Source organism: Idiomarina sp. ST10R2A5, from assembly GCF_051842325.1.
GTDB lineage: Bacteria > Pseudomonadota > Gammaproteobacteria > Enterobacterales > Alteromonadaceae > Idiomarina > Idiomarina abyssalis.
Window position 1 is genome coordinate 46045 of record NZ_JBNIEX010000005.1, and the last position, 25249, is coordinate 71293.

Consider the following 25249-nt stretch of genomic DNA (forward strand, 5'->3'; position numbering starts at 1 on the left):
CTCTATTAAATTAAGGCTTATAAACCGATACGTTGCTATAGCCATTTTCGTGCAATAACAAAGCCTGCATCCGGCTCATAATGCCCTGATCACAATACAGCAGGTATTCACGACTTTGATCCAATTCAGCAAATTGAGTGGCTAATTTAAAAAATGGTATCTCAATAACCTCTACATCTACCGACAAAGGCGCAGCTTCAATTTCTTCATCATTTCGAATATCTATGATGGTGGTATGACTTTTGAGTTCCGTGGTTGTATCCGGCAGCTCCAGTTCTTTATCAGTTTGAGTTGCTATATCCTGCATGCTGAGTACGTTTGACGCCTGCACCACTTGCTCGAGTAAATCTTTATTAAGCTTTGCTTCTTCGGCTTCGATAACCGCAGGAATAGCTTTAACCGTTGGCTTATTTGAAATAACCCCACAGTATTCGGGAATCGATTTTGCCAAAGGCTCGGTGCCAATACGCTTGGCTTCATCAACAATTTCTTGTTTGTCCTTGGTAATAAGAGGCCGTAAAACTAACGCATCGGTTGCCTGGTCAATAACCCGCAAATTAGCCAGAGTTTGACTGGAAACTTGCCCCATCGCCTCGCCGGTGACCAAAGCCTGAGCTTTGACATAGCGCGCAACTTTATCGGCAGCACGTAGCATTTGACGCTTCAATACCACGCCCATTTGTCCGTTTTCCACATTGGTAAGAATGTCATCAACAATGGGCGCAAAATCAACGCTGATGAACTTAATGGGATGCGAAGCGCTGTAACGCTTCCAGAGGTAATAGGCTATTTGACGCACGGCCACTTCATGAGCATCGCCGCCTAAATTAAAGAAGCAGAAGTGCGTTCGCGCACCGCGCCGGATAAACTCATAGGTTGCAACGCCTGAATCAAAACCGCCGCTAAGCAAGGACAATACAGTTTCCTGAGTAGGAATTGGAAAGCCACCTAAACCTTTAATACGCTCTCCAACCAGGTGCACGACCTTATTCGTAATTTGCAGTGCAATTTCAAGGTCGGGTTTAGAAAGGTTAACGGATGCATCGGGAACGCGTTGCAGCAAATAGCCACCAATGTAACGCTCCAGCTGCTGCGAGTTAAATTCGTGATGCCCCTTGCGCTTAACACGCATAGCAAAGGTTTTACCCGGCAGGCGCTGTAGCCAGTGTTCGCCCACTAATTCCGCAATGGCATCAAAGTCGGTTAATGGCTGCTCGATAACCTCTGCAAACCAGGAAATGCCCGGCGTATTCTGTAAGACTTCTTTGATTTGATTACGTACCTCAGAATCATCGCCAGCGGCTGAAACCTCAATTCGGTCCCACAGCCACTTTGCGTAAACCGAGTCATCTATTGGAGCCAGAATTTTACGCAGGTTATTGGTAAGTACTTTACCGTAACGCTTGCGTACAGAGCGGCTTTTAATGGTAATTTCGGCGTGCAGGCGAACAACAAACTTCATAGCAAAATCGTCAAGTCTTTAGGAAAGTGGGCAATTATACGTGTCCTGCCCGACAGAAACCAGCACTCAGTCAATAACATCAACCGGGTCAGATTCTGCCGCCTTACCCTGCATAACCGAAATTTCAACCCGGCGATTGCGCTTACGATTTTCTTCAGAATTGTTTGGTACTAATGGTTTAGTGTCGGAGAAGCCCATGACAACCAAGCGGTCCTCACTAAAGTCTTCAACTTTCAGCATTTCTTCAGCAACGGCCACCGCGCGTTTGCTGGAGAGATCCCAACGCGACGAGTAGATTTCTGAAACCAGACGTTCATTATCACTGTGCCCGGAAATGGTAATTTCGCCGGGAATATCTTTTAATGCCTCGGCAACCTGCTGAATGATAGGCCGGAACTGCGGCTGCAAGAACGCAGAACCTTCAGGGAATGAGCCCTGCTCGCGAATACGAATAATGATTTGCTGACCATGCTGTTCCAGCTCTATGGTTCCGGCTTTAATTTCATTCTCTAGCTGTTGTTCAATGCGGCGCATAAGCTCTTTAGACACCTGAGTCATGGCTTCGGTGTTTTCAGATTCAGCTTCTTTTTGATCTTCTGCGCTGTCAGCTTCCTGACCACCACGTTCGGTTTGTTGCCCCCCGGCAAAATCAGACTCGCCTTCCTGGAATTCCAGCATTTGCTGGGTCATTTCAACGGTTTGTTGCTGAATGGTTTCAATGGGGGTCGGCTCCGGACGGCCGGGCCGGAATTCCTGTGCAATGACACTGGTACCTTTAGGAATGTCTTTAACTTCAATTTTATTCTGTACACCTAAGGCGTACTTCATAGAGCCGGCAATTTGCTTAAACTTTAATACATCCATTTCGGAGAAAGCCAGCAAGAGCACGAAGAAGCACATGAGCAAAGTCATGAGATCGGCAAAGGTTGCCATCCACATAGGTAAGCCCGCTGGCGGGCAGTTGCAGTCTTCTTCTTCTTCGTCTCTGACTTTCTCTGAGGCCATGACTACTCGTCCTCATCCTCATTACCAATACGCTTAGATTCAGCCAGGTAATTACGCAAAATACCTTCAATGACACGAGGGTTTTGACCGTCCTGAATACCTAAAATTGCATCCAGTATCAATTGTTGGTTCAGTTTTTCCTGTTCTGCGCGCAGCAACAGTTTATTGGCAATAGGAATAGCAATAACGTTCGCCAGAAACGCACCATAAAGCGTGGTTAACAAGGCAACGGCCATAGCCGGACCTATGGCTTTAGGGTCGTCCATATTGGAAAGCATAGCGACCAAACCAATCAAGGTACCTATCATACCCATTGCCGGGGCGACATCACTGAGTATTTTAAATACGCGAGCACCTTCCTCGTGACGAGAAAAACTCATTTTTATGTCTTTTGACAAGGTTTGGCGAACCACTTCGGCGTCATGCCCATCAACCAGCATGTCGACGCCTTTACGAAAAAACTTATTCGGAATTTCCGCCTCTTCCAAAGCCAGGAAACCGCCTTTTCGCGCAGAGTCAGCCATTTCAACGGCAGTGTCGATAAGCTCTTGTGGGTGTTCAATTTTAAAGAAAAAGGCCTTAACGACGACTTTTCCCGTCCCTAAAAACTGGCTTAACGAGAAATTAGCTAAGGTTATAAATAATGAGCCACCGAATACGATAAAAAACGAACGCGCATCGATAAAAAGACTTATATCCCCACCCAGAATCATGGCGACCACAACAAAGCCGATGGCGCCGATAATTCCTATGAGCGTTGCTATATCCACTCAGCTTTCCTCCCCGATTTGCGTTTTCGCTTATGCTGCTGTGCTCATTCTTAAACAATAGCGCCGCTCTGACAAGCGACATCTGATCATCTTACACAGGAATAATGAGATCATCGGCTGACATTCGGGATTCTTTATCGGATAATTAACTTTCATTCTTGTAGCAATGCGGCTCAAAACAGATTTTAAGGCAGACTCAGCTATGGCAGAAGAACAGAAGCAGCAATCCTTTGAACAGGCTCTTGAACAGTTAGAGCAACTGGTTAATGAACTGGAGCAAGGCGATTTACCCTTAGAGCAGTCGCTGAAAAAGTTTGAGCAGGCCATTGCGCTGTCACGCTCCAGCCAGCAACAATTGCAGCAGGCTGAACAAAAAGTCACAACCCTGTTAGCCGAGCAACAACAATCAGGCAATGATGAAAGTGATGGAGAACTGATGTGACGATTAATTCGTTAACAGCAGATACAAGAAAGCAAGTCGACACATTTTTACAGCAGAAGCTCGAGCCCCTGACGTTAAATAAGCGTTTGAGCCAAGCAATGCAGCATGGTGTTTTACTGGGTGGGAAGCGTATTCGCCCCTATCTGGTAATGACTGTTGCCGATATCTGCGGCGCCAACCAAGACGATGCCTTGCGTGCAGCAGCTGCTATTGAATTAATTCACGCTTATTCATTAATTCATGACGACTTACCGGCCATGGACGATGACGATTTACGTCGCGGACAACCAACTTGCCATATTGCGTACGATGAAGCGACAGCTATTCTCGCAGGTGACGCACTGCAAACTCTGGCCTTTGAAATACTGACCGAAAGCAGCATGCAGGGCATACCGGCAGAGCGCCAACTGCAACTCGTTCATGTATTGGCTAAAGCCAGCGGTGCCCGGGGCATGTGTGCCGGTCAGGCAATTGATTTACAGGCAACGGCAAAGAACCTTACCGAAAGTGCACTGGAGCAAATGCATTTAAGTAAAACCGGCGCATTAATAACAGCAGCAGCCAGCATGGGCGTTTTATGTGGTAGCAGCGCAGCCCAAAAGTGGCAAGAAAAATTCGAACAATTTGCGCGTTATTTGGGGCTGGCATTTCAAGTACAGGATGATATTCTCGATGTTGTAGGTAACACTGAAGCACTGGGTAAACCTCAGGGTTCAGATGCCGCGTCTGAAAAATCCACATACGTGCGTTTGTTAGGTATTGAAGGCGCTCAACGACGCTTACAAAACTTACATAACAAAGCGCTACAGTCATTAAGCGATATCCCTTACAATACCGACAAACTCGAACAATTTTCCGACTTGCTGTTAAAGCGGGACCACTAACTGAATGACTCAACAATATCCGTTACTCGATAAAATTAATTTACCCGCCGACTTGCGTCGCCTGTCACGCTCGCAATTACCTGACTTGTGCGCTGAAATTCGTCAGTTTTTGCTGACATCGGTCAGTCAGAGCAGTGGCCACCTTGCCTCCGGTTTAGGTACGGTTGAGTTAACAGTCGCCCTGCACTACATCTACCACACTCCTGAAGACAAGCTGGTGTGGGATGTTGGCCATCAGGCTTATCCGCATAAAATACTGACCGGGCGTAAACAGCAGTTGCACAGCATTCGCCAGAAAGACGGGTTACACCCTTTTCCGTGGCGGGAAGAAAGCGAATACGATGTCTTATCGGTGGGTCACTCAAGCACGTCGATATCTGCTGCTTTAGGCCTGGCCGTGGCAGCGCAACGCCAAAGTTTACGCCAGAAAGTGGTGTCTATTATTGGTGACGGAGCCATGACCGCAGGTATGGCGTTCGAGGCAATGAACCATGCTGGTGACATAAAACCCGACATGCTGGTGGTGTTAAACGACAACGATATGTCCATTTCTGAAAACGTCGGTGCTTTGAACCATCACTTCGCCCGTCTGTTATCCGGTCGTTTTTATACTTCATTACGCGAAGGCAGTAAAAAGTTACTCAGTCCTCTGCCGCATATTCGTCATTTTGCCAGCCGCGCTGAAGAGCACATGAAAGGCATGATGGCACCGGGTACTATTTTTGAAGAGCTGGGCTTCAACTACATAGGTCCTATCGACGGCCATGATGTCGACACCCTGGTGGAAACCTTGTCCAACATGCGCGATTTAAAAGGTCCGCAATTACTGCACATAGTGACGCAAAAAGGAAAAGGTTATAAACCGGCCGAGAAAGACCCCATTGGTTATCATGGCGTTCCTAAGTTTGACCCGGCGGAATCCAGCTTGCCGAAAAAAGCGGCAGGCGTTCCCAGCTACTCTGAAATTTTTGGACAATGGCTGTGTGATACCGCAAGTGGCGATCCGTCGCTAATGGCAGTAACTCCGGCAATGCGTGAAGGCTCGGGTATGGTTGAGTTTTCGCAGCGCTTCCCAAAACAGTATTTTGACGTGGCGATTGCTGAGCAACACAGCGTGACCTACGCCGCAGGTTTAGCCATTGCCGGAATGAAGCCTGTTGTTGCCATTTACTCTACCTTTTTGCAACGCGGTTACGACCAATTAATTCATGACGTGGCTTTGCAGAACTTAGACGTGTTGTTCGCCATAGATCGTGCCGGCATTGTCGGTGCCGACGGGCCGACCCACCAGGGCGCTTTCGATTTAAGTTATCTGCGCTGTATTCCAAACATGTTGGTTATGGCGCCCAGTACTGAACAAGAATGTCTGGATATGCTAACCACAGGCTACCAGCATAAAGGTCCGGCTGCAGTACGATACCCCCGTGGTGCAGGCGTTGGGTTGGAATTACGTCAGGGTAAGGCTATAGAAATTGGTAAAGCGGTAACCGTTAAAAAAGGACAGGATGTCGCATTCTTAAACTTTGGCACACTGTTGCCCGAAGTAAAAGAAGCCGCTTCAGCATTTAATGCTACCGTCATTGACATGCGTTTCGTAAAACCGCTGGACACCAACTGTGTGGACGAATTAATGAAAGACCACTCAGTACTCGTTACGGTGGAAGAAAACGTTGTAGCGGGCGGTGCAGGCAGCGCAGTCAGTGAATACGTCGCGCAGCACAAAGTCCGTCCTCAGGTTCTCAATATTGGTTTGCCCGATGAGTTCATTAAACATGGCTCTCAAAGCGAGGTTCGCGAGGAAATTGGACTTGACGCGAAAGGCATCCAAAGCCAGGTGAGTAACTTCCTGAAAAAAGGTTAGAACAGACGGTTAGAGTGTCGGGTTTATTTAGCTGAGTAAACCCGATACCCACCATCCAAGGTGCAGTAACGCAGCAGAGAAAATACCGGCGAGGACATCATCCATCATGATGCCGTTACCACCGTGCAGCTTTCTGTCAGCCCAGCCTATTGGACCGGGTTTCCAGATATCAAAAATACGAAACAGGACAAAAGCAGCAATCAGCCAGAAAGGCTCCACCGGCAGCGCGAACATGGCTATGGCGTAGCCAACTATTTCATCCCAGACAATAGCAGGGTGATCGTGCTCTCCCATAGCCTTAGCCGTATACTGGCAGACCCAGATACCCGCAAGCGTCATAATCACTAGCGCGAGCAGATACTCCCACCAGTTAAGCTGAGCCATTAAGAAAACAACAGGGATACCAACAAGAGTACCAAAAGTACCGGGAGCTTTGGGCGCCAGACCCGAACCAAACCCCAGAGCCAGCCAATGTATTGGGTTAAACCATGAAAGCGATGTCTTTGACATTAGTACATAACCCTCTAGCCCTTTTCCCCGGAAAGATCATTTTCCGCAAAATGATTAAAACTTTGGTAACCATCGGCCAGAGACCATTCTTCGCCCTGATAACGCAATTGAATGCCCCCTTTTCCGCCATTAGCGACCCTGCCAATACAAACTGGCCGTGTTTTAAGGTGGGCTGTCAGGGTTTCCATACGTCCGCGATGCTCTTCTGGCAAGGTAAAGCAAAGCTCGTAATCGTCGCCGGCTGTTAGTGCCAAAGCTAATGCTTCATCCACTTTCAATGTTTCGGTTAGGGCTAAAGACAAGGGTAGTTTATCTAATTCGAGTTGACCGACAGTTCCGGCTTCTGTCATTAAATGCCCCAAATCTGCAAGTAAGCCATCGGAAACATCAATACAGGAGCTGGCTATGCCACGTAAACTTTGCCCCAAAGCAACTCTGGGCGTAGGAAAGTGCAACCGCTCAATCACTTGCTGTAAGTGCCGTCCTGTCGTGCTGACTTTGTCCTGAGTTACCTTTAGGCCTAAGCCTGCATCGCCCAGAGAACCGCTAACGTAAATCCAGTCTCCTGCTTTGGCCCCGGAGCGCGGTATTGCGCTTCCTGAAGGCAGCTGACCATGCGCGGTTACGGTAATAGTGAGAGGCCCTTTGGTTGTATCGCCACCAATCAACTGACAGTCGTAATAACTGCAAATTTCATCCAACCCGCCACTAAACTCCTGTAGCCAGTCTTCATCAACGTTTGGCAGGGTTAAAGCCAGACTCACCCAACAAGGTTGGGCACCCATTGCAGCTAAGTCACTTAGGTTAACAGCCACACTTTTATGACCAATTGCTCTTGGCGGTGTGGTTTTATCAAAATGCACGCCTTCTACCAGAGTGTCGGTAACAATGACCAGGTCATGCTCGGGCAGCGGACGGACAACAGCGCCGTCATCTCCAATCCCCATAGCAACATCGCCCCGTTTTGCGGAGCGATGAGTAAAGTATTCATTGATTAGCGAAAATTCATCGCGAGGCATAAGTTACTGCCTGGTTGGGCGGAAAGTATCTACTGCTTTATCGAGAACGCCGTTTACAAAACGATGGCTTTCGTCGGCACCGAAAGATTTAGCCAACTCTATCGCTTCATTAATCGCGACTTTATAAGGTACATCCACTCGCTCGCGCAACTCGTAGGCAGCCAGTCTCAGAACGGCCATTTCAATTGGGTCGAGTTCTTTAATGGGTCTGTCTAAAAACGGTTCCAGCGCATCGTCCAGTGTCCGGTAATGCCCGCCAACACCACGAACCAACTCTAAAAAGTAGTCGACATCAACTTTGCTGGTATCGTTTTCTGTTAAAAATTGAGCCTCAATATCGCTAAAGCTATTTTGCGATAACTGCCATGAGTAAATTGCTTGCACGGCCAGCTTACGGGCCTTTCTTCTTGCTGCGGGTTTCATTTAATGTGTCTCAGAGTTGTTTCAGTACATTAACCATTTCAAGCGCGCTTAGTGCGGCTTCCGAGCCTTTATTGCCGGCTTTAGAACCACTGCGTTCAATGGCTTGTTCCAGCGTATCGGTGGTGATAACACCAAACGCCACAGGCAAATCAAATTCCGTTGCAACCCGGCCTAACCCGCTATTACATTCACCTGCAACAAACTCAAAATGAGGTGTTCCGCCACGAATAACAGCACCAACGGCAATAATCGCATCGTATTTACCTGAACTGGCCAGGCGCTTAGCCGTTACCGGCATTTCATAAGCACCGGGAACGCGCACAACCGTGATGTCTTCATCGGCTACTTCCCCGTAGTGTTTCAGCGTCTGCACAGCACCGTCTAATAGGCTTTCCACCATAAAATGGTTAAACCGGGAGACAATAATGGCAAACTTTTTACCAGCTGCGTTAATTCCGCCTTCAATTACCTGCATGAGTTTTCCTTATTAACCGTTCGTTAATTGCGCGCGATGATAGCACAATGCGGGATTATTTGCGTGATATTGCGTAGGAGAAATACTTTTCTTCTGCATCTAAGTCACGCCCGAGCGAACGCGCGTTACTACTTTCTAATAGCTGTAAGGCTGTATCGTTGCTTTGCGATACCGGGAACAACACTTGCCGCCAGGGCCAGCTTGCCTCCAGCCAATTTGTTAACAAAACAAAAAAGTCATTGTGCAAATTGTCATTCACCGCTGACTCTAATAACCACCAGCTAATTTCAGCGTTAAAAGAATTGCGGGGAATACCGCTTTTCTCCTCTCTGCTGGCGGCAACGGGTACCATGTAAACGGCGCCAATTATAGACTTGTCTTCTTTATCGAGTACTAAGTAGGTAAAGCTTGTTCTTTCTTTGGCTTGCTCCAGGTGGTAGCTCACCATAGTTTCATTTTGTTCCAGACTGCTTTTTTCCGAAGGCCAGGCCCACCCAAGACGGTTATACAGCCACTTTTGCGATGTCATGTAACTGTGGAAGAAGCGGTCAGCATCCGATGCTTCTAATGGGCGAATTATTAGCTTTTTGCCTTCAGCAGATTCAGGCACCATCCATTCACTGCGCCAGAAGTCTGCCGCTACCGCCGAGTTAAAAACCGGCAGTATTAACAGCAGTAGACAAAGGCGCAAAAAAAGCTTCAACACGCCTCTACCCGCTTACCTTGAGCATGCTCGAAATAGGACTTCACTCGCTGTAGTTCTTTCTCAATTTCGTCACCAATCATTAATGCCGGGCCAATATCAATCGCTTTACGCGCGTAGTCAAACGCTATGGGGACAACAGGCACTTTCGCTTGCTGCGCCATGTGTAAGAACCCTTTTTTCCATTCATGCACGCGTTTCCGGGTTCCTTCCGGAGTTATGACCAGAATCAGTTCATCTTTTTCTCTGAACTGCTTTACCATGTTGCCGACCACGCCATTGGCGCTACTTCTGTCTATAGGAATGCCACCCAGTTTTGTCAGCAGTCCTTTGAGCGGAAAACGGAACAAGCTATTCTTGGCAAGGTAATTCAGTTTTAAACCCATAGCTAACATAACGCATGCCCCGACTGGAAAATCCCAGTTTGAGGTATGTGGTGCCACAGGAAGAATGGCCTTTTTCACACTCGGCATTTCACCATTAATTTTCCATCCGCCCAGAACTCGCAGACCGAGTCGACCAACCCAGCGCAGGAATCGATTATGGGTAACAGGGAACTCGCCTTTAACGAATTCGGGAATGGTATTTTTATCAGTCATAAATTTACTGCAACGCTCTTCTTATTTCGCGTAATTTATCTTTTACACGCTGAATATTATCCGGGCCCATACGTAATAGCTGTTTTTGCGCCGCCGGTAATGACTCATAGCTATCGTCCGCAAAGGTATACATTACGCTATCGTCTTCTACTTGAACCAGTCCATCCGGCACCGGTGTATCAAGAGCAACTTCGACAGCTTCCAGTAAAGTACTGTCAAAGTCAGATTCCGGATACCCTATTTCTGCGTAAGCTTCCTGCACTAAGGGCTTAAATAACTCGTAGTTTTCAACTAAGACATCCGCTTCCAGGCTAACAAACCAGTCAACTAAGGCATCGTAGCGGTGATAACTGCTTTCATCGATATAAAGCTCGCCATCAACTTCCAATACCTTAAAGCGCCCATCTGGACGTTGTACAATAGTACGCTCGCGAACAATACTGCCGTTACTGATGTTATCCATTAGCACAACAGCATCGCGGATAAGCTGCGAGCTTTTTAATGGACGAATATTGATTTCCGCTGAATCAAGGTTCTGCAATACGGTTGGTGTGCTCTCATCAAGTTCTGGCAAAGCTATGGGCTCAGGCTCCGGTTCCTTAGGTTCAGGAGTCGCTTCCGGCTTAGCTGGAATTGGCTCTAACTCCAGCTCTGGTTCCGGCTCTGCAGTTTCTTCGTCATAGCTTTCAACTTCGACTTCACTAGACTGCTGCTGATCCACCTCGACCGTCTCAGTTTGTGGTTTTTTGTCCTCAGAAGCGGGTAACCACCACCATACAATAGCGGCAATAACTGCCAACACAATTAAGCTAACGACAACCCAAGTCGTTTTACGACTGGCTTCTTCAGTTGCCGGTGATGTTTCAACCTGATCGTCACTCATTGTGCGCTCCTTTATTTTTGCTCAGCACGACAAAAAACCAATTGCTTATCGCTCGACATTGCTTCATTAAAGCGATAACCACTTGCATCAAACTCTTTAAGATCAGACACAGATTTTGGCTTTTGGTTCACGATGAATCGCGCCATAAGCCCCCGCGCCTTCTTCGCATAAAAGCTGATAACTTTATACTGGCCGTTTTTCTCGTCTTTAAATACCGGCGTGATAATATCCGCATTAAGCGCTTTTGGCTTAACGGCAGAAAAGTACTCATTTGACGCCAGGTTCACTAACGTCGAGCTCCCCAGCCTGGCCAAGTCGTCATTCAGCAGCTCAGTAATGGTATCGCCCCAGTATTCATATAGGTTTTTACCCTTTGGATTGTCCAATTTAGTTCCCATCTCCAGCCGATAAGGCTGCATAAGGTCCAACGGACGCAAGACACCATAAAGGCCAGAAAGAATTCGCAGCTGTTGCTGTGCCGTATTAATGGCTTCCGAATTCAAACTGGCAGCATCTAATCCAGTATAGACATCACCGTTAAACGCGAACATTGCCGGACGTGCATTTTCTTCATTAAAAGGCCGTTGCCATTGCTCAAACCGCGCGGCATTAAGCCCGGCCAGTTTGTCGCTAATTTTCATTAACGAACCCAATTGCTGAGGGCTCAACTGCCGGCACACCTTTACCAATTCCTCGGCGTTATCCAGCAATCGTGGCTGAGTTACATCGAGGCTCGGCAAGTTGCTTTCATAATCCAGGTTTTTTGCAGGTGAAACTACAGCCAACATGTCAAATGCACTCCGTTCAAGTTAAACAGTTATACCTATATTAAGGCAAAGGATCCTGATCCGCGCCTTCTTTTTCCACTTCCGTCGGCATTAAGTCGTCACGGCTTACACCAAAGGCCAGAGCCACTGTACTGGCGATATAAATGGATGAATAAGTACCAATAACCACACCAAATAATAAAGCCGTAGCAAACCCATGAATTAACGGCCCACCAAGGAAGAACAAGGTTAATAACACCAATATGGTTGTTAACGAGGTAACCAATGTCCGGCTCAGTGTGTCCGTTAGTGCGCGGTTGACCGTCTGTATAGGAGTCAGTTTAGCGTATTTACGGAAAGTCTCCCGAATTCGGTCACAGACAACAACGGTATCGTTAATGGAGTAACCGATAACCGCAAGTAATGCCGCCAATACCGTCAGGTCAAACTCAAGCCCCAGTATTGAAAACAAGCCCAGCGTCAGAATAACGTCATGCGCCAATGCTGCGACAGCACCTACTGCCAGACGCCACTCAAACCGCATCGCAATGTAAAGCAAAATACAAATAAGAGCGGTTAACATGGCCAGGCCACCCTGTTCGATGAACTCATCACCAACATTGGGGCCCACAAACTCTATACGGCGCATCTCAACGGTTTGCTCAAATTCGCCGCGCAAAGAGTCAAGAATATCGGTGCCGAGCTGCTCGGCTTTCACGCCTTCACGCGGCTCCAGACGAATAAGGATATCTTCCTGGGTGCCGTAGTTCTGAACCACAGCATCACCGAAGCCCTTATTGTCTAACGCACTTCTCACCCGGCTTAAATCAGCTGGTTTTTCAAAACCCACCTCAAGTAGTGTTCCACCGGTAAAATCAAGCCCAAAGTTGAGCTTATTAACCGATAAAGAAGCTATGGAAGCCACCACCAGTATAATACTGATAATGCCCATAACTCCGCGGAACCGCATGAAGGGAAGTCGTTCATTTGTCTTTATAATCTCTTGCATGGCTCCCCCTAGATAGGCAGTTTAGACAGCTTTTTGCCGCCCCAAACTGAGTTAACAATGGCTCGGGTTCCGACTATCGCAGTAAACATGGATGTGATAATCCCGATAGCAAGAGTGATGGCAAAGCCTTTAATAGGACCGTTACCAATAGCGAACAATATAAGCGCCGCAATTAACGTTGTGACGTTAGCATCGGCAATGGTCGACAAAGCGCTGTCGTAACCATGATGAATGGCCTGTTGCGGACTCCGCTTAGCTTTAATTTCTTCGCGTATACGCTCAAAAATAAGCACATTGGCGTCAACTGCCATACCGACGGTCAATACGATACCCGCCATACCTGGCAAGGTCAGTGTTGCGCCGGGTATCATCGACATAACACCGATGATAAGAATCAGGTTAGCGGCCAAAGCGCAGTTTGCGACTAAACCAAACTTTTTGTAGTACACAACCATAAAGGCCAGTACTAAAACAAAGCCCCAGAAAATAGCCTGTGTACCTGAGTCAATGTTTTGCTGTCCCAGGCTTGGTCCTACGGTGCGTTCTTCAACAATCTGTATGGGGGCTATCAACGCACCTGCGCGTAATAGCAGCGCCAGATTCTGTGCTTCGTTAGCGCCAACACCCGTAATACGGAAGCTACTGCCTAAACGAGACTGAATAGTGGCTACGTTAATAACTTCTGCGTTTTTGGTGAACTGCAGGTTACCTTCTTCATCGCGCTCATCGGTGGCTTTATATTCGATAAAAACCGTTGCCATAGGCTGACCAACATGGTCTTTCGTTGCCATAGACATTTTATTGCCGCCGGCACCATCCAGCGTAATATTAACCTGAGGACGGTTATACTCATCGTAACCAACGCCTGCGTTAACAATATGGTCACCAGTCAGAATAACGTCTTCTTTCAGTAGCTGTTGTGGACCATCACGCATTGGCATTAACTCACTACCGAAAGGCACTCGGCCATTGACGGCGTCACGCACGTCATTTTCTGTATCAACCATACGGAACTCCAGCGTTGCTGTAGCCCCTAAAATTTCTTTCGCCCGGGCCGTGTCCTGCACCCCAGGAAGCTCAACAACAATGCGGTTAGAGCCCTGACGTTGAATAACTGGCTCTGCAACACCCAGCTCATTCACTCGGTTACGCATAATGGTGATGTTTTGCGACACCGCGTAATCTCGAGTTTCCGCAAGCTTCTGATCACTCATCTGCAACTGCAGCAGCCGGTTTTCTTCGTCTTCTACCAGGTTATAGCCCTGATACCTGCCGTCTAAGTAGCTTGCGGCCTCGGCATAGGCTTCGTCAGTACGCAACTCTATTTCTACAACGGTGTCGTCAACTCTAACGGCACTGTAACGAATACGCTCTTCACGTAACTCTGTGCGGATTGTGTCTTTCATACCATCGACAATTTTGCGGACAGCTTCATCCATGTCGATTTCCATTAAGAAGTGCACACCGCCGCGCAAATCAAGCCCAAGCTTCATCGGCTGAGCACCAACACTTTTCAGCCATCCTGGTGTTGCGGGCGCTAAGTTCAAAGCAACAATGTAATTATCACCTAAACTTTCCAGGATAGTCTCCCGGGCTTTTAGCTGCTCATCGTCCGAGTTTAAGCGAACCAGTAGCTGCTCTTCTTCTAGTGCGATACTTTTTGCTTGTATGCCAACGTTTTCCAGGCTGCTTTTTACGCGATCCATAGTGCTGGTATCAATGGTCGCATTTCGGTTTGCGGAAACTTGAACTGCCGGGTCTTCACCGTAAATATTTGGCAGCGCATAAAGCGCTGCCACTAAAACGATAAAAATAACCAGCAGGTTTTTCCACAACGGGTATTTATTTAACACGTCGTGCCCCTGTTTCTAATGTCAGAGATTAGAGAGACTTCATTGTTCCTTTAGGAAGAACGGAAGTCACAGACCCTTTCTGGATGGTTACTTCTAGCTCGTCAGTCAAAGCAATAACAAGAAAGTCTTTATCGTCGCTTACTTTGGTAATTTTACCGACTAAACCACCTTGAGTAAGTACTTCATCACCCTTGCTCAACGCACCCATTAATTCTTTATGTTGCTTAACACGCTTAGCTTGCGGACGGTAAATCATGAAGTAGAAAATCAAAGCAAACATTACCAGCATGAAAATTAATTCCATGCCACCGCCACTTTGGCCACCTGCGTCTTGCGCGTAAGCTGAGCTAATAAAAAAGTCCATAAAGTTCCCTCAGTTAATTTAAATTTATTATTAATTTTTGAACAACCATCTCACGATATGGGGACAGCTATTGCAAAATACAATTCAATTTATCTAAACCCGTTATACTATCAGAAAGTTTAACGCCGCTCAGTATTATCAAATATCATATCCCAAACTTTTCAGCCTGCGCCTCAGACCAATTTGTGATACTTGTAAATCCCACATCATTTTTTCGGTGTCAGAACGGTTTTTCTCGTAGCTTTGCTTAATCTCTTCTTCGGATAAGTCCTGTGCGGTTCGCACACCTTCAAAACGTTGAATTAACTGATAAACAGACGCTCGGGAAATACCAAGTTTTTTTGCTGTAGCCTGCAGCTCAAAGCGACAACTTCCCAGCGTTTCTAATAACTCGTTGCGGCTCACGCTGTTTGGTCGCCGCTGAACATTTGTTTCTTCTTCCCAGTGGCCATTTGCCGAGTTGGGCCTAAGCATAGAGAGTAGTTGCGGATCCAAATGCAATTGCTCCTGATCGCGGCTATCAATAACCACCTGCCGAGCAACATTTCGCAACTGCCGCACATTGCCAGGCCAATGAAATGTCATCAGCTGGCTCATTAGTTCACCGGAAATTTTCGCATCGTACGCGCGGTTACCATAAAGCTTTTGCCATTGTTCCCGAACAAAATAATCGAACAACAAGCCAATGTCTTCACGCCTTTCCGTTAAAGGCGGAATAAACAACTGATAAGCGGATAGCTTTTCAATGAGCATCGATAACGTCGAGTTTTCCTCAATGTCGCCGGGGTCTTTATGGCTGGTAAGCATAATACGACAGTTGATAGGCTGCGTGTCCTCGGTGCCGACAGGGACAACTGAGCCACTTTGCAGAACAGTGTGCAATAAGCGATGCACATTCACCGAAGCGTCTTCGATATCTTCAAGTACAATAGTTCCACCGTTTGCTTGCTCAAAATAGCCAAGCTGACGGTTACCGTCGCGTTCGCTCCCAAATAATTCAGCTTCGGCGACTGCATCATGAATTGCCGCAAGGTTCACACTAATGAAAGGCTTGTCGCGTCTTTCACTGGCCTGATGAATGGCAAAAGCCGCCTGCTGTTTTCCTACTCCGGCAGCACCTCTAATCATAACCGGCAGACTCATACTGGCCAGTTGCTCTACACGTTGTCTGATAGCCCGAATATCGGAACTGATACCAAAAAGTACATCGTTATCATCAACCGCAGAGTCATGCAGTGGCAGAAGCTTCAACAATAAGACGATTCTATGGTTTAAACCAATAACCACGCCATTATCCAGCTCTCTTTCGTGCAGCACATACTCATCCTGAACGCCCCGCCCGACAACGGTTACCGTCGTTTTAGTGCTATGTGCCCGAAGCTTTATGCGCCCATCGGGTTCACTTTGAAAAATAATGGGTGAACGACTAATAAATTCATCAAGCAAGGCTCTACCGGCATTGCCATTTTTAGCGAATTCGGGTTTTACCCGGCTTAAATAATCATTGCCCTCATTGTGCAAATCAATTAATGCGGCACGTTCGCCTATCCGTGATCTATCCGGGTGCGTTGCAATAACTAACATGGGAACTCGTTGATAACTGTCAACGAGTTCGTCAACCGCGTGTTTTGTCGTGTACTGAGTTGCACTCATTCTCGCTAATCCTTAGCCCAACAGCCTTTCTGACGTTGATGCCATGATAAAATTATGAATAGCAAATAGCCACTCAATTTGTGCTGGGAATCAATAAAGGTTAATGACAAACTAAGTTATACCATTGCTACTTTCTGATTACTCATGGAATTGATATTTTACTGGACAGATCATGCTGGTGTCGCGGTTTTTGCGATAGCTGGTACGTTATTAGCGTTTCGTAAGAAAATGGATGGTTTTGGCGTACTGGTTTTAGCCTCAGCAACGGCTATTGGCGGCGGAACGACTCGCGATCTTATACTGGGTTTACCGGTTTTCTGGACTTACGATCCCAACTACCTTTACACCATTATTATTGCGGCGTTACTCACTATAGTCTGGCTGCGCTTTAAAGCCTATATTCCCATGACAACATTAATGGTCGCCGATGCCATTGGACTTGCCTTTTTTGCAACAATGGGCGCGGAAAAAACCTTATCAGCGGGCTTTTCACCTTTTATCGCTATTATTATGGGAACCATATCGGCCTGTTTTGGTGGCATGCTCCGTGACGTTCTTGCCCGTGATATTCCCATGGTTTTAAAAAGTGAGTTGTACGCAACGACTTGCATCGCAGGGGCTACGGTTTATGTTCTGCTGGTTCCTTACCAGCCTTTGATAGCATTAGCTGCTGGTATGGCATCAACGCTGCTGATTCGCTTAGGGGCAATTAAGTTTAACTGGTCGCTGACTGTTTTCCGTGATCAGCAGGATCACCATTAGCCATGCTAAGCATCGAAGTCACCGTTTTTGCAGCAATTGCTTACTTAACCATTCTATTCAGCATTGCTTATCGCGGTGACCGGGCAGCGTCCAACCGGGTAAAGCCTTATCGCTACTCCCTGGCTCAGGGTGTGCACTGCACGTCATGGGCGTTTTTCGGCACCATTACTCAGTCTGCCTACTATGGCTGGGCCTTTGCGCCAACTTACGCCGGTGCAATTGTTGTTTTTATCGTGCTTCATGGCTTGCAACTTAAGCTACTCAATTATTGTAAACACCAGAACATTACTTCCATTGCCGATCTCATCGGCACACGCTACGGCAAGTCGCCTTTATTAGCCGGAATTGTCGCCATTACCGCTTTTATCGCCGTTGTGCCTTACATATCACTGCAATTACGTGCAGTCACATCAAGTTTTGCGGCTGTCACCGGTTTTGACAATAACCCGTCGTGGCTATTCGACCTTTCCTTCCTGGTGGCTTTAACCATGATTGGGTTCGGGTTCCTTTTTGGTACACGCCGCCTTAGTTTGGCCGAACAGCACTCCGGTTTAATGGATGCCATTGCTTTCGAGTCTTTAGTAAAGCTTGGTGCTTTTATCATTGTTGGGTTATTTGCCAGTTATACCGTGTTCGACGGTTTAGCCGACCTTTTCCAGACCAGTTTTCAGTCAGCGCATACTCAGGAGGTTCTGGCCGGGCGTGAACATGGCGGCTATGTGTTCGCGGTACATATGCTGTTAGGCGGGCTATCCATGTTTTGTCTGCCTCGCCAGTTTCATGTGGGCTATGTGGAAAATACCCACCCCGATGAATTGAAAACTGCACGCTGGGCTTTTCCGCTATACCTGTTCGCTATTAATTTTTTCATACTGCCGTTGGCATTAAGCGCATTACACCTTGCACCTGAACAAGCAGGCCAGGATACCTTTCTGCTTGCCATTCCGCTTATGATGGACAGGCCGGATATTACCCTTATTGCCTTTATTGGCGGTTTGTCAGCAGCTACCAGCATGGTCATTATTGCGTTACTGGCGTTGAGCATCATGGTCTCAAACGACGTGGTTATGCCCGTCTGGTTGCGCATGACCCGGCAAAAACTCAGGCAGTTTAGCTTTACGCCCAAGCGAATTTTGTCCATTCGCCGCATGACAATGGTCGTGGTCATGTTTATGGCCTACCTGTACTATCAAGCCACCATTGAGTCGATGCCATTGGTAAACTCCGGGTTACTCTCACTGGCCTTACTGGCTCAGTTGGCTCCCGCTATTTTAGCGACGGTTGTGTGGCGAAATGCGACTCAAACCGGGGTGCTGGCCGGACTCGCTGTCGGTACGATTCTCTGGCTGGTACTTTTACTCATTCCATCCATCGGCCGTCAACCTCTGGTTACCGATATTGATATCGCCAATGGCGTACTCATTAGCCTGGGAGCCAACCTGGCCTGCTTTTGGTTATTCTCGGTAATTAGCAGAAATGTTCAGACGGAACCGCCCCATATTGATAACAGTGACAGTTATACGCAACAGCCAAGTCTCACCTGGGCCCGGCTGCGTTCACTTTTATCCCGATTTTACGATGACCAGCAATTAGCGGCTATTCAACAGCGGCTGAGAATGGATCTGTTAACCCCGGAAGGCCAGGCGATGGTTCCGGCTCCTATGCTGGTTCGTATCGAGCGTGAGTTATCAGCGGTAATAGGCACTTCAGCCAGCCGGCTTCTGCTGGATACCGTTTCGGAGCAGCAGGAATTCCCGGTTTCCCGGGTGGTTGACTGGGCGACCGAAGCATCACGCCTTTATCAGTTTAACCGGGAGCTTTTACAGGCTTCCGTCGAAAATATTCCGCAGGGCATTAGTGTGGTCGACCAAAAGCTGAGACTGGTAGCATGGAACCGACGTTATCTGGAGATATTTGCTTACCCGGACGGATTAGTCCGCTCAGGAATGCCTGTTGAAGAACTGCTGCGTTACAACGCCAGTCGCGGTCTGCTAAGTACCTCTGAAAACGGAGACGTCGAAAGTGAAATTCAAAAACGTCTGAGTTACTTACGTGCTGGTAGTGCCTATCGTTACCAGCGCCAGCAGGGCTCATTAACAATAGAGCTTCAGGGAAACCCAATGCCGGGCGGAGGCTTTGTTACAACCTACAGTGATATTACTGAGCGTATCGAAGCCCAAAAACAGCTACAAAAAATTAATCAGGAGCTAGAGCAACGCGTTGACGAGCGAACACAACAGTTATTATCCGCCAAACAGGCGGAAGAAAGAGCTCATGAAAGTAAGTCCCGATTTTTTGCAGCGGTAAGCCACGACTTAATGCAACCTTTTAATGCCGCCAGCTTGTTTTGTGAAATGCTGCAGTCTCGACTACCACAGGACTACCTGCCACTAGCCTCAAATATACAACGGTCTTTAGAACACGCCGAAGAGTTGCTTACCATGCTGCTTGATATGACCAAACTGGACGCAGGAAACCTGCAACCCGACTACCAGTGCTTTTCTATTGATCAGGCGCTACAACCTCTCGTTGAACGTTATCAAATGATGGCGAAAGAAAAGCAACTGCAACTGAACTACCACAAAAGCTCTGGCTTGGTAAAAACGGATAGAAAACTACTGACCCGCATTGTGCAGAACCTGCTGTCTAACGCGTTACGTTATACCGAGCAAGGTCGAATTGTGCTGGGCTTTCGCCGTCGCAAAGATAAACTCACCATTTGCATTGTTGATACAGGAGCGGGCATTCCTGAGCATAAACAACAAGACATATTCCGCGAGTTTCATCAGCTGCAATCCAGTGGCGACAACCCGGGACTTGGGCTTGGGCTTTCTATCGTTGAACGTATGTGTCGACTGTTGGAAATTGAGTTAAACCTGTCTTCAACGCCCGGTCAAGGCACAGCTTTTAGCCTAACCCTGCCTGTTGTTGGATGGGAGAAAGAAGCTCAACCTATGGTTATTCAAAACTATTCCGTTGATGAGAAGTTATTACAGGGTATGAAGGTACTGGTTATTGATAATGACCCACAGGTTCTGGTTGCTACCGCTGGTCTTTTAACTGACTGGGGCGCACAAACCTTCACGGCGGCCGATATCAAACAAGCTAAAATGCAACCACCCTGTGAACTGATTCTGGCCGATTATCATCTCGACGACGGTCATACCGGAATTGAACTTGTTTGGGCTATGCGAAAAGCCTGGAGTGCTGATACCCCGGCTATTATCAATTCAGCTGACCCCGATGAACAACTCAGAGAGCAAGCGTTAGAAGCCAACGCTTACTTTATTCCAAAACCTCTAAAAAGTGGGGCTTTAAAGCGTTTACTCAAGCGTATCCGACGTGTCTAGCATTTCTCGGAACATAATGCCGGCCTGGGTGCGGTTTACACAGTTTAATTTGCGCAAAATTGCGGAAGCGTGTTGTTTAATCGTGGTTTCCTGCACGCCCAGTTCATAGGCTATTTGCTTGTTCAGTAAGCCGTCGGCAATACACTGTAAAACCTTAAATTGCTGTGGTGTTAGCTGCTCAAGCTTATTAGCAAATTCACTCATCTCTTCGTCAGGCTCTGCTAAATTCATGCTTAACATCGACTCCGGTAGCCAGTTATCACCCGACAACACTGTTGTTACAGCCGTCTGCCATTCGGGTAAAGGAACAGATTTTGGAATATAGCCACTGGCACCCAGCGCCATTGCCTGGCGTATAACACGAGTGTCTTCATTTGCAGAAACAATAACGACCAGAATATCCGGAAATTGGCTGCGTAAAGCAGACAGTCCGGTTAAGCCCCGATTACCCGGCATTGAGAGATCAAGAAACACCAGTTCAATTTGAGGAAACTGCTTTAACTGCTGTTCTAACTGAGAAAAACTTGAAGCTTCAATAATGTCGCTATCTAAACTATCACTTAATGCCTGCTTCATTGCCGCCCGAAAAAGCGGATGATCATCAGCAATAATTGCTCTGGCCATAGTTCCTGCTGAATTCAACTGTGAGTTAATGACCATGCTAGCGACTTAAAAGAAAAAAGCCAGCGTTACCGCTTTATGCAGCAACGCCGGCCGGGGGGTTAAAAACGATAACCGACAGACAAAGATACGGTCCGCGGATCACCGTAGTAGCCAGTCACAATGTTTTCGCCAAAGGTTGAGCCAAAGTTGTAGCCCGATACGCGATATTCCTCATCAAATACGTTCTTGGCATGCAAACCGACCGTCCACTGACTTGAGTTTGAGTACCAAACAACACTGGTATTAGTCAGACTATAAGCCTCTTCATCTAATGGTGATGGGACTTCAAAAATCTGTGTGTCATCGCGATAAGAGACATTCGTTGACCAAACCAAAGAGCCACTTTCAAGTGCAAACTCTTTTGTGAAACCAAGGTTGGCAGTCACTTTCGGTGTATTCTGGAAAGACCACAAATCAGACACGTCTTCAACTTGTTGCGTTTCCGGATTAAAGAACGCCACTGAATCGAATTCCGCATCGATATACCCGAGTGAGCCGTTGAAGTTTAATGTTGGAGTGGCCGCAAAAGTAGACTCAATCTCAAACCCTTGAACGGTTGAATCGGCTGCGTTCAGAACTTGAGAGGCGACACCTCCGCCTTCGATAGCCCGCTGCACAGTGACCTGCATATCCTGGTAATCAGAGAAGAACGCGGCAGCATTTAAACGCATACGTCCGTCAAGCATTTCGCTCTTCACACCAAATTCAACGGTATCAACAGTTTCTGGGTCATAAGGGTTTGAAGCGTCAGGGTTCAACGACACGTCCGCTCGCATATCGACACCGCCCGACTTAAAGCCATTGCTATAGCTTGCATAAAGCATAACCGCGGGGTCGACTTGATAACTGACACTTGCGTGAGGACTGAACTTGCTCCAGTCAGCCTGAGTCGTAAAGTCTGAATTAATTACAATAGGGTCCGCCGAGTAATCGCCGCGGTCCAGGAATTTGATGCCAGCATAAGTGTATCGAAATACATCGGCACTCTTATCATCACGTGTATAACGTCCGCCCAAAGTCACTGACCATTGATCATCCAGCTGATAAGTTGCCTGACCAAACAACGCCTCGCTTGACGTATCAACACAACCGCCGGTATCGATAGAAAGCCCCAGTAAACCTAAGACAGTCCCGAACTCACCACAGGCTTCACCTTCATAAAAGTACAAACCACCCACGAAATCTAAACGGTCATCACGATACATGAACTGAAATTCTTGTGTCGTCTGTTCATCTTCATAGACCGCAGGCACCAGTAATACAGGGTTTACTGTGGAATCAAAGTCGATATTCGTGTTTGTGGAACCTTCCCGGTACGCGGTAATCGACTTAAACATCCAGTCGTTATTAATTGCCCAGTCAACCGTCATTGAGTAACCTTCGTTCTCAACTTCGTTCCAGGTAGGCATGGCTGTATAAGCGTCGTAAACATCGGTTAAACGAGGTTCATCACTCAACAGAGACTCTTGTTCCCGGTGACCACCACGTGCGTTTGAGTCGTCTTTTGTCCAGTCAGCCGCAAATTTAACGTTAATGTCTTTATTGACAAGCCATTTGGCGTTGAAGCGCCCCGTCATTAATTCTTTGTTGTAGTTTTCATCGCCCGTGTTAACGAACTCACCGAAGCCATCCCGGTTTAATGTCGCAAAGGCTCCCCCAACATAGAAATTGTCGGCTAAAGCGGTCTGTCCCGATACTTTTAAGTCTCGCTGGTTATAAGTTCCAACAGTGCCTTTAACTTCAAATTCGTCATAACCTGTTAGTTCGCGAGTCACATATTTCATCGCGCCGCCAATGGTGTTCTTACCATATAACGTTCCCTGAGGGCCACGAAGGACTTCGACACGCTGAACATCTAATACTTCTAAAACCGCCCCTTGAGGTCTTGCAACGTAAACGTCGTCAATATAGATACCAACGCCTGGCTCAAAGCCCCATAGCGGATCCTGCTGACCAACGCCCCGAATATAGGCCGTTAATGTTGAATTAGTACCGCGGCTGACCTGGAAGGTTGTATTCGGCATTTTGTACTGCAACTCGGTGATATCCTCGATACCATCTCGTTCCAGTTCACCTTCACCGAAAGCCGAAACTGCAACGGGTACTTCTTGTAAACTCTCGTTTGTCCGGCGCGCGGTCACTTCAATTCGTTCAAGCTTGCCGTCTTCAGCCTCGGTATTCTCATTTTGCTGAGCCAAAGCCATAGGACTGCTAAGCAGAGTGGTTACCGCCGCTGCAATCAGTGATTTCTGAAATTTGGGTTGTTTCATTGTTGTTCCCCTGACAGATAATGTCGTTTGTAATTGTTATTTCCGTTTACAGCTATTTAACGGTTCAGAGTCATGGTTGCTTACTAAACTAGCGCAAATTGTTAAGATTGTGATCTGTACCATAGTACTATAGGGGCAAATCCCTTTATCACGCACAATACATCCATGCAGCGATTCAGAGCATGGTCCGTTTTCTTTTTCGTTGCGAGGTAACTCATGTTAAGTATGATTGGTCTGATCGGCGGCCTTGTGTTGCTCATCATACTCACTTTAAGAGGGATGAACCTGTTTATCAGTGCCCCTCTTTGCGCCGTGGTCGTGGCTTTATGTAGCGGCGTGCCATTACTCACAGGTGACGTGAACTTTGTCAGTGCCTATATGGACGGCTTTGCCAGCTTTGTGGCGGCCTGGTTCTTTATGTTCTTGCTGGGCTCGATGTTCGGTAAGTTTATGGAAGACACCGGTGCTGCTGACAGTGTTGCACGTTGGATAATTAACAAGTTAGGCCGTAAGCAGGCGGTGCTTGCTGTGGTGTTAGCCTGTGCCATTTTAACCTACGGTGGTGTCAGCGTATTCGTTGTGGCGTTCTCAGTTTACCCAATGGCGCTCAGTTTGTTTAAAGACGCGAACTTACCTCGCCGCTTTATTCCTGCTGCGTTAGCCTTTGGCTCTGTGACTTTTACCATGACCTCGGCAGGTTCACCGGAAATTCAAAACTGGATACCGGTTAAATACTTAGGTACTTCGCCCTATGCCGCCTGGGAAGTGAGCCTGGTCGTTGCAGTGTTAATGGCATCCTTCGGTTATTGGTGGCTCAAAAAGATCATTAACCGTGCCGTCGCAAACGGCGAGCAATTTGAAGCACGTGAAGGCGACCCAATACTTTTAGAACGAGAACTACCGTCTCCTATAAGTGGATTAATTCCACTACTGGTTGTGCTTGGACTGTCATTTACCTTTCACGATACCTTGCAGCAAAACGCCTTAATTGTTGCTTTGCTGGGCGGTGTTATTGCCATTGCGGTCATTAACTTCAAACATTTTCATAAGCCACAAACCGCCATTCATGAAGCCACAACCGGTGCTTTGGTGGCTATAGGCAACACCGCAGCAGTGGTTGGATTTGGCAGCATCGCCAAGATTACTCCAGCCTTTGATACAGCGGTAAATGCTATGACCAGTTTGCCGGGTAATGAATTAGTCGGCGCTGCCGTTGCTGTGAGCGTTATTGCCGGTTTAACCGGTTCGGCTTCTGGAGGTCAGGCAATCGCCTTACCTGAAGTAGGACCGCACTATATGGCTGCCGGCGTTAACCCGGAGCAATTGCACCGTATTGTCTCAATCTCCTCCGGTGCACTGGATTCCCTGCCGCACAATGGCTATGTGGTTACCACTATTCGCGCTATTTGTAACGAGAAGCACAGTGCCGCTTACTGGGCTGTTGCTGCCGTGACCGTTGTTGTGCCGTTAATGGGTCTGGCCGTGGCCATTGGCTTATTCATGTTGTAACCCAGCAGTAAGG

23 protein-coding genes are annotated in these 25249 nt (G+C 47.4%); 6 read left to right on the plus strand and 17 right to left on the minus strand.

Going from position 1 to position 25249, the window contains the following annotated elements; translation table 11 throughout:
- Positions 1-10: 10 nt before the first annotated feature.
- The 3 genes from thiI to pomA form a co-directional block, all read right to left on the minus strand.
- Positions 11-1462, minus strand: a complete 1452-nt coding sequence (gene thiI / locus ACP7FG_RS08000) for a tRNA uracil 4-sulfurtransferase ThiI (protein WP_439226060.1) — start codon at positions 1460-1462, stop codon at positions 11-13.
- 66 nt (positions 1463-1528) lie between these two features.
- Positions 1529-2467: a flagellar motor protein MotB gene (locus ACP7FG_RS08005; RefSeq protein WP_222235752.1), complete on the minus strand. Its 939-nt coding sequence runs from the start codon at positions 2465-2467 to the stop codon at positions 1529-1531.
- A gap of 2 nt (positions 2468-2469) precedes the next feature.
- Positions 2470-3237 (minus strand): flagellar motor protein PomA, encoded by a 768-nt coding sequence (pomA, locus tag ACP7FG_RS08010; RefSeq protein ID WP_222235753.1) that lies wholly within the window; start codon positions 3235-3237, stop codon positions 2470-2472.
- A gap of 202 nt (positions 3238-3439) precedes the next feature.
- Between pomA and ACP7FG_RS08015 the strand changes: the two genes are divergently transcribed.
- Genes ACP7FG_RS08015 through dxs form a run of 3 tightly spaced genes read left to right on the plus strand, consistent with a single transcriptional unit; the run spans position 3440 to position 6424 of the window.
- Positions 3440-3679: an exodeoxyribonuclease VII small subunit gene (locus tag ACP7FG_RS08015; RefSeq protein ID WP_054489432.1), complete on the plus strand. Its 240-nt coding sequence runs from the start codon at positions 3440-3442 to the stop codon at positions 3677-3679.
- Positions 3676-4563 (plus strand): polyprenyl synthetase family protein, encoded by an 888-nt coding sequence (locus ACP7FG_RS08020; RefSeq protein WP_439226061.1) that lies wholly within the window; start codon positions 3676-3678, stop codon positions 4561-4563. The genes ACP7FG_RS08015 and ACP7FG_RS08020 overlap by 4 nt, the downstream gene beginning before the upstream one ends.
- 4 nt (positions 4564-4567) lie before the next feature.
- On the plus strand, positions 4568-6424 hold the full coding sequence (gene dxs / locus ACP7FG_RS08025; protein ID WP_439226062.1) for a 1-deoxy-D-xylulose-5-phosphate synthase: 1857 nt from the start codon (positions 4568-4570) through the stop codon (positions 6422-6424).
- 27 nt (positions 6425-6451) lie between these two features.
- Here dxs and ACP7FG_RS08030 read toward each other — a convergent pair whose 3' ends face one another.
- The 12 genes from ACP7FG_RS08030 to ACP7FG_RS08085 all read right to left on the minus strand — a co-directional run bounded on the left by ACP7FG_RS08030 (position 6452) and on the right by ACP7FG_RS08085 (position 16682).
- Positions 6452-6934 carry a phosphatidylglycerophosphatase A family protein gene (locus ACP7FG_RS08030; RefSeq protein ID WP_439226063.1) on the minus strand — a complete coding sequence of 161 codons (483 nt, stop codon included), beginning with the start codon at positions 6932-6934 and terminating at the stop codon, positions 6452-6454.
- Between the two features lie 14 nt (positions 6935-6948).
- Positions 6949-7953 carry a thiamine-phosphate kinase gene (gene thiL, locus ACP7FG_RS08035; protein ID WP_439226064.1) on the minus strand — a complete coding sequence of 335 codons (1005 nt, stop codon included), beginning with the start codon at positions 7951-7953 and terminating at the stop codon, positions 6949-6951.
- Positions 7954-7956: 3 nt separating this feature from the next.
- A complete protein-coding gene (gene nusB, locus ACP7FG_RS08040) occupies positions 7957-8376 on the minus strand; it encodes a transcription antitermination factor NusB (protein ID WP_222235758.1) in 420 nt (139 codons plus the stop codon).
- Positions 8377-8386: 10 nt separating this feature from the next.
- Complete coding sequence (ribH, locus tag ACP7FG_RS08045) at positions 8387-8851, minus strand: 6,7-dimethyl-8-ribityllumazine synthase (protein ID WP_054489444.1); 465 nt, start codon at positions 8849-8851, stop codon at positions 8387-8389.
- 55 nt (positions 8852-8906) lie between these two features.
- Positions 8907-9557, minus strand: coding sequence for a GNAT family N-acetyltransferase (locus tag ACP7FG_RS08050; RefSeq protein WP_439226065.1), 651 nt, complete (start codon positions 9555-9557; stop codon positions 8907-8909).
- On the minus strand, positions 9551-10153 hold the full coding sequence (locus ACP7FG_RS08055) for a 1-acyl-sn-glycerol-3-phosphate acyltransferase (protein ID WP_439226066.1): 603 nt from the start codon (positions 10151-10153) through the stop codon (positions 9551-9553). Before ACP7FG_RS08055 ends, ACP7FG_RS08050 begins: the two co-directional genes overlap by 7 nt.
- Positions 10154-10157: 4 nt before the next feature.
- A complete protein-coding gene (locus ACP7FG_RS08060; RefSeq protein ID WP_439226067.1) occupies positions 10158-11036 on the minus strand; it encodes a DUF3014 domain-containing protein in 879 nt (292 codons plus the stop codon).
- 11 nt (positions 11037-11047) lie between these two features.
- Positions 11048-11824, minus strand: a complete 777-nt coding sequence (gene yaaA, locus ACP7FG_RS08065) for a peroxide stress protein YaaA (RefSeq protein WP_222235760.1) — start codon at positions 11822-11824, stop codon at positions 11048-11050.
- A gap of 40 nt (positions 11825-11864) precedes the next feature.
- Positions 11865-12812 (minus strand): protein translocase subunit SecF, encoded by a 948-nt coding sequence (gene secF, locus ACP7FG_RS08070; RefSeq protein WP_271331724.1) that lies wholly within the window; start codon positions 12810-12812, stop codon positions 11865-11867.
- An 8-nt stretch (positions 12813-12820) separates the two neighbouring features.
- Positions 12821-14665: a protein translocase subunit SecD gene (gene secD, locus ACP7FG_RS08075; protein ID WP_439226068.1), complete on the minus strand. Its 1845-nt coding sequence runs from the start codon at positions 14663-14665 to the stop codon at positions 12821-12823.
- 28 nt (positions 14666-14693) lie between these two features.
- Positions 14694-15029: a preprotein translocase subunit YajC gene (yajC, locus tag ACP7FG_RS08080; RefSeq protein WP_054489456.1), complete on the minus strand. Its 336-nt coding sequence runs from the start codon at positions 15027-15029 to the stop codon at positions 14694-14696.
- Between the two features lie 138 nt (positions 15030-15167).
- Positions 15168-16682 (minus strand): sigma-54-dependent transcriptional regulator, encoded by a 1515-nt coding sequence (locus ACP7FG_RS08085; protein ID WP_439226069.1) that lies wholly within the window; start codon positions 16680-16682, stop codon positions 15168-15170.
- Between the two features lie 144 nt (positions 16683-16826).
- Between ACP7FG_RS08085 and ACP7FG_RS08090 the strand changes: the two genes are divergently transcribed.
- Complete coding sequence (locus ACP7FG_RS08090) at positions 16827-17444, plus strand: trimeric intracellular cation channel family protein (RefSeq protein ID WP_416512393.1); 618 nt, start codon at positions 16827-16829, stop codon at positions 17442-17444.
- Between the two features lie 2 nt (positions 17445-17446).
- On the plus strand, positions 17447-20794 hold the full coding sequence (locus ACP7FG_RS08095) for a PAS domain-containing hybrid sensor histidine kinase/response regulator (RefSeq protein WP_439226070.1): 3348 nt from the start codon (positions 17447-17449) through the stop codon (positions 20792-20794).
- Here ACP7FG_RS08095 and ACP7FG_RS08100 read toward each other — a convergent pair.
- Both ACP7FG_RS08100 and ACP7FG_RS08105 read right to left on the minus strand, forming a co-directional pair.
- Positions 20768-21418, minus strand: a complete 651-nt coding sequence (locus ACP7FG_RS08100; RefSeq protein WP_439226071.1) for a response regulator transcription factor — start codon at positions 21416-21418, stop codon at positions 20768-20770. The two genes, ACP7FG_RS08095 and ACP7FG_RS08100, sit on opposite strands and share 27 nt — an antisense overlap.
- 98 nt (positions 21419-21516) lie before the next feature.
- Entirely contained in the window at positions 21517-23727 is a 2211-nt protein-coding gene (locus ACP7FG_RS08105) for a TonB-dependent receptor (protein WP_439226072.1), read from the minus strand.
- A 216-nt stretch (positions 23728-23943) separates the two neighbouring features.
- Here ACP7FG_RS08105 and ACP7FG_RS08110 point away from each other — a divergent pair, with 216 nt between their 5' ends.
- A complete protein-coding gene (locus ACP7FG_RS08110; protein WP_222235767.1) occupies positions 23944-25236 on the plus strand; it encodes a GntP family permease in 1293 nt (430 codons plus the stop codon).
- Positions 25237-25249 lie beyond the last annotated feature (13 nt).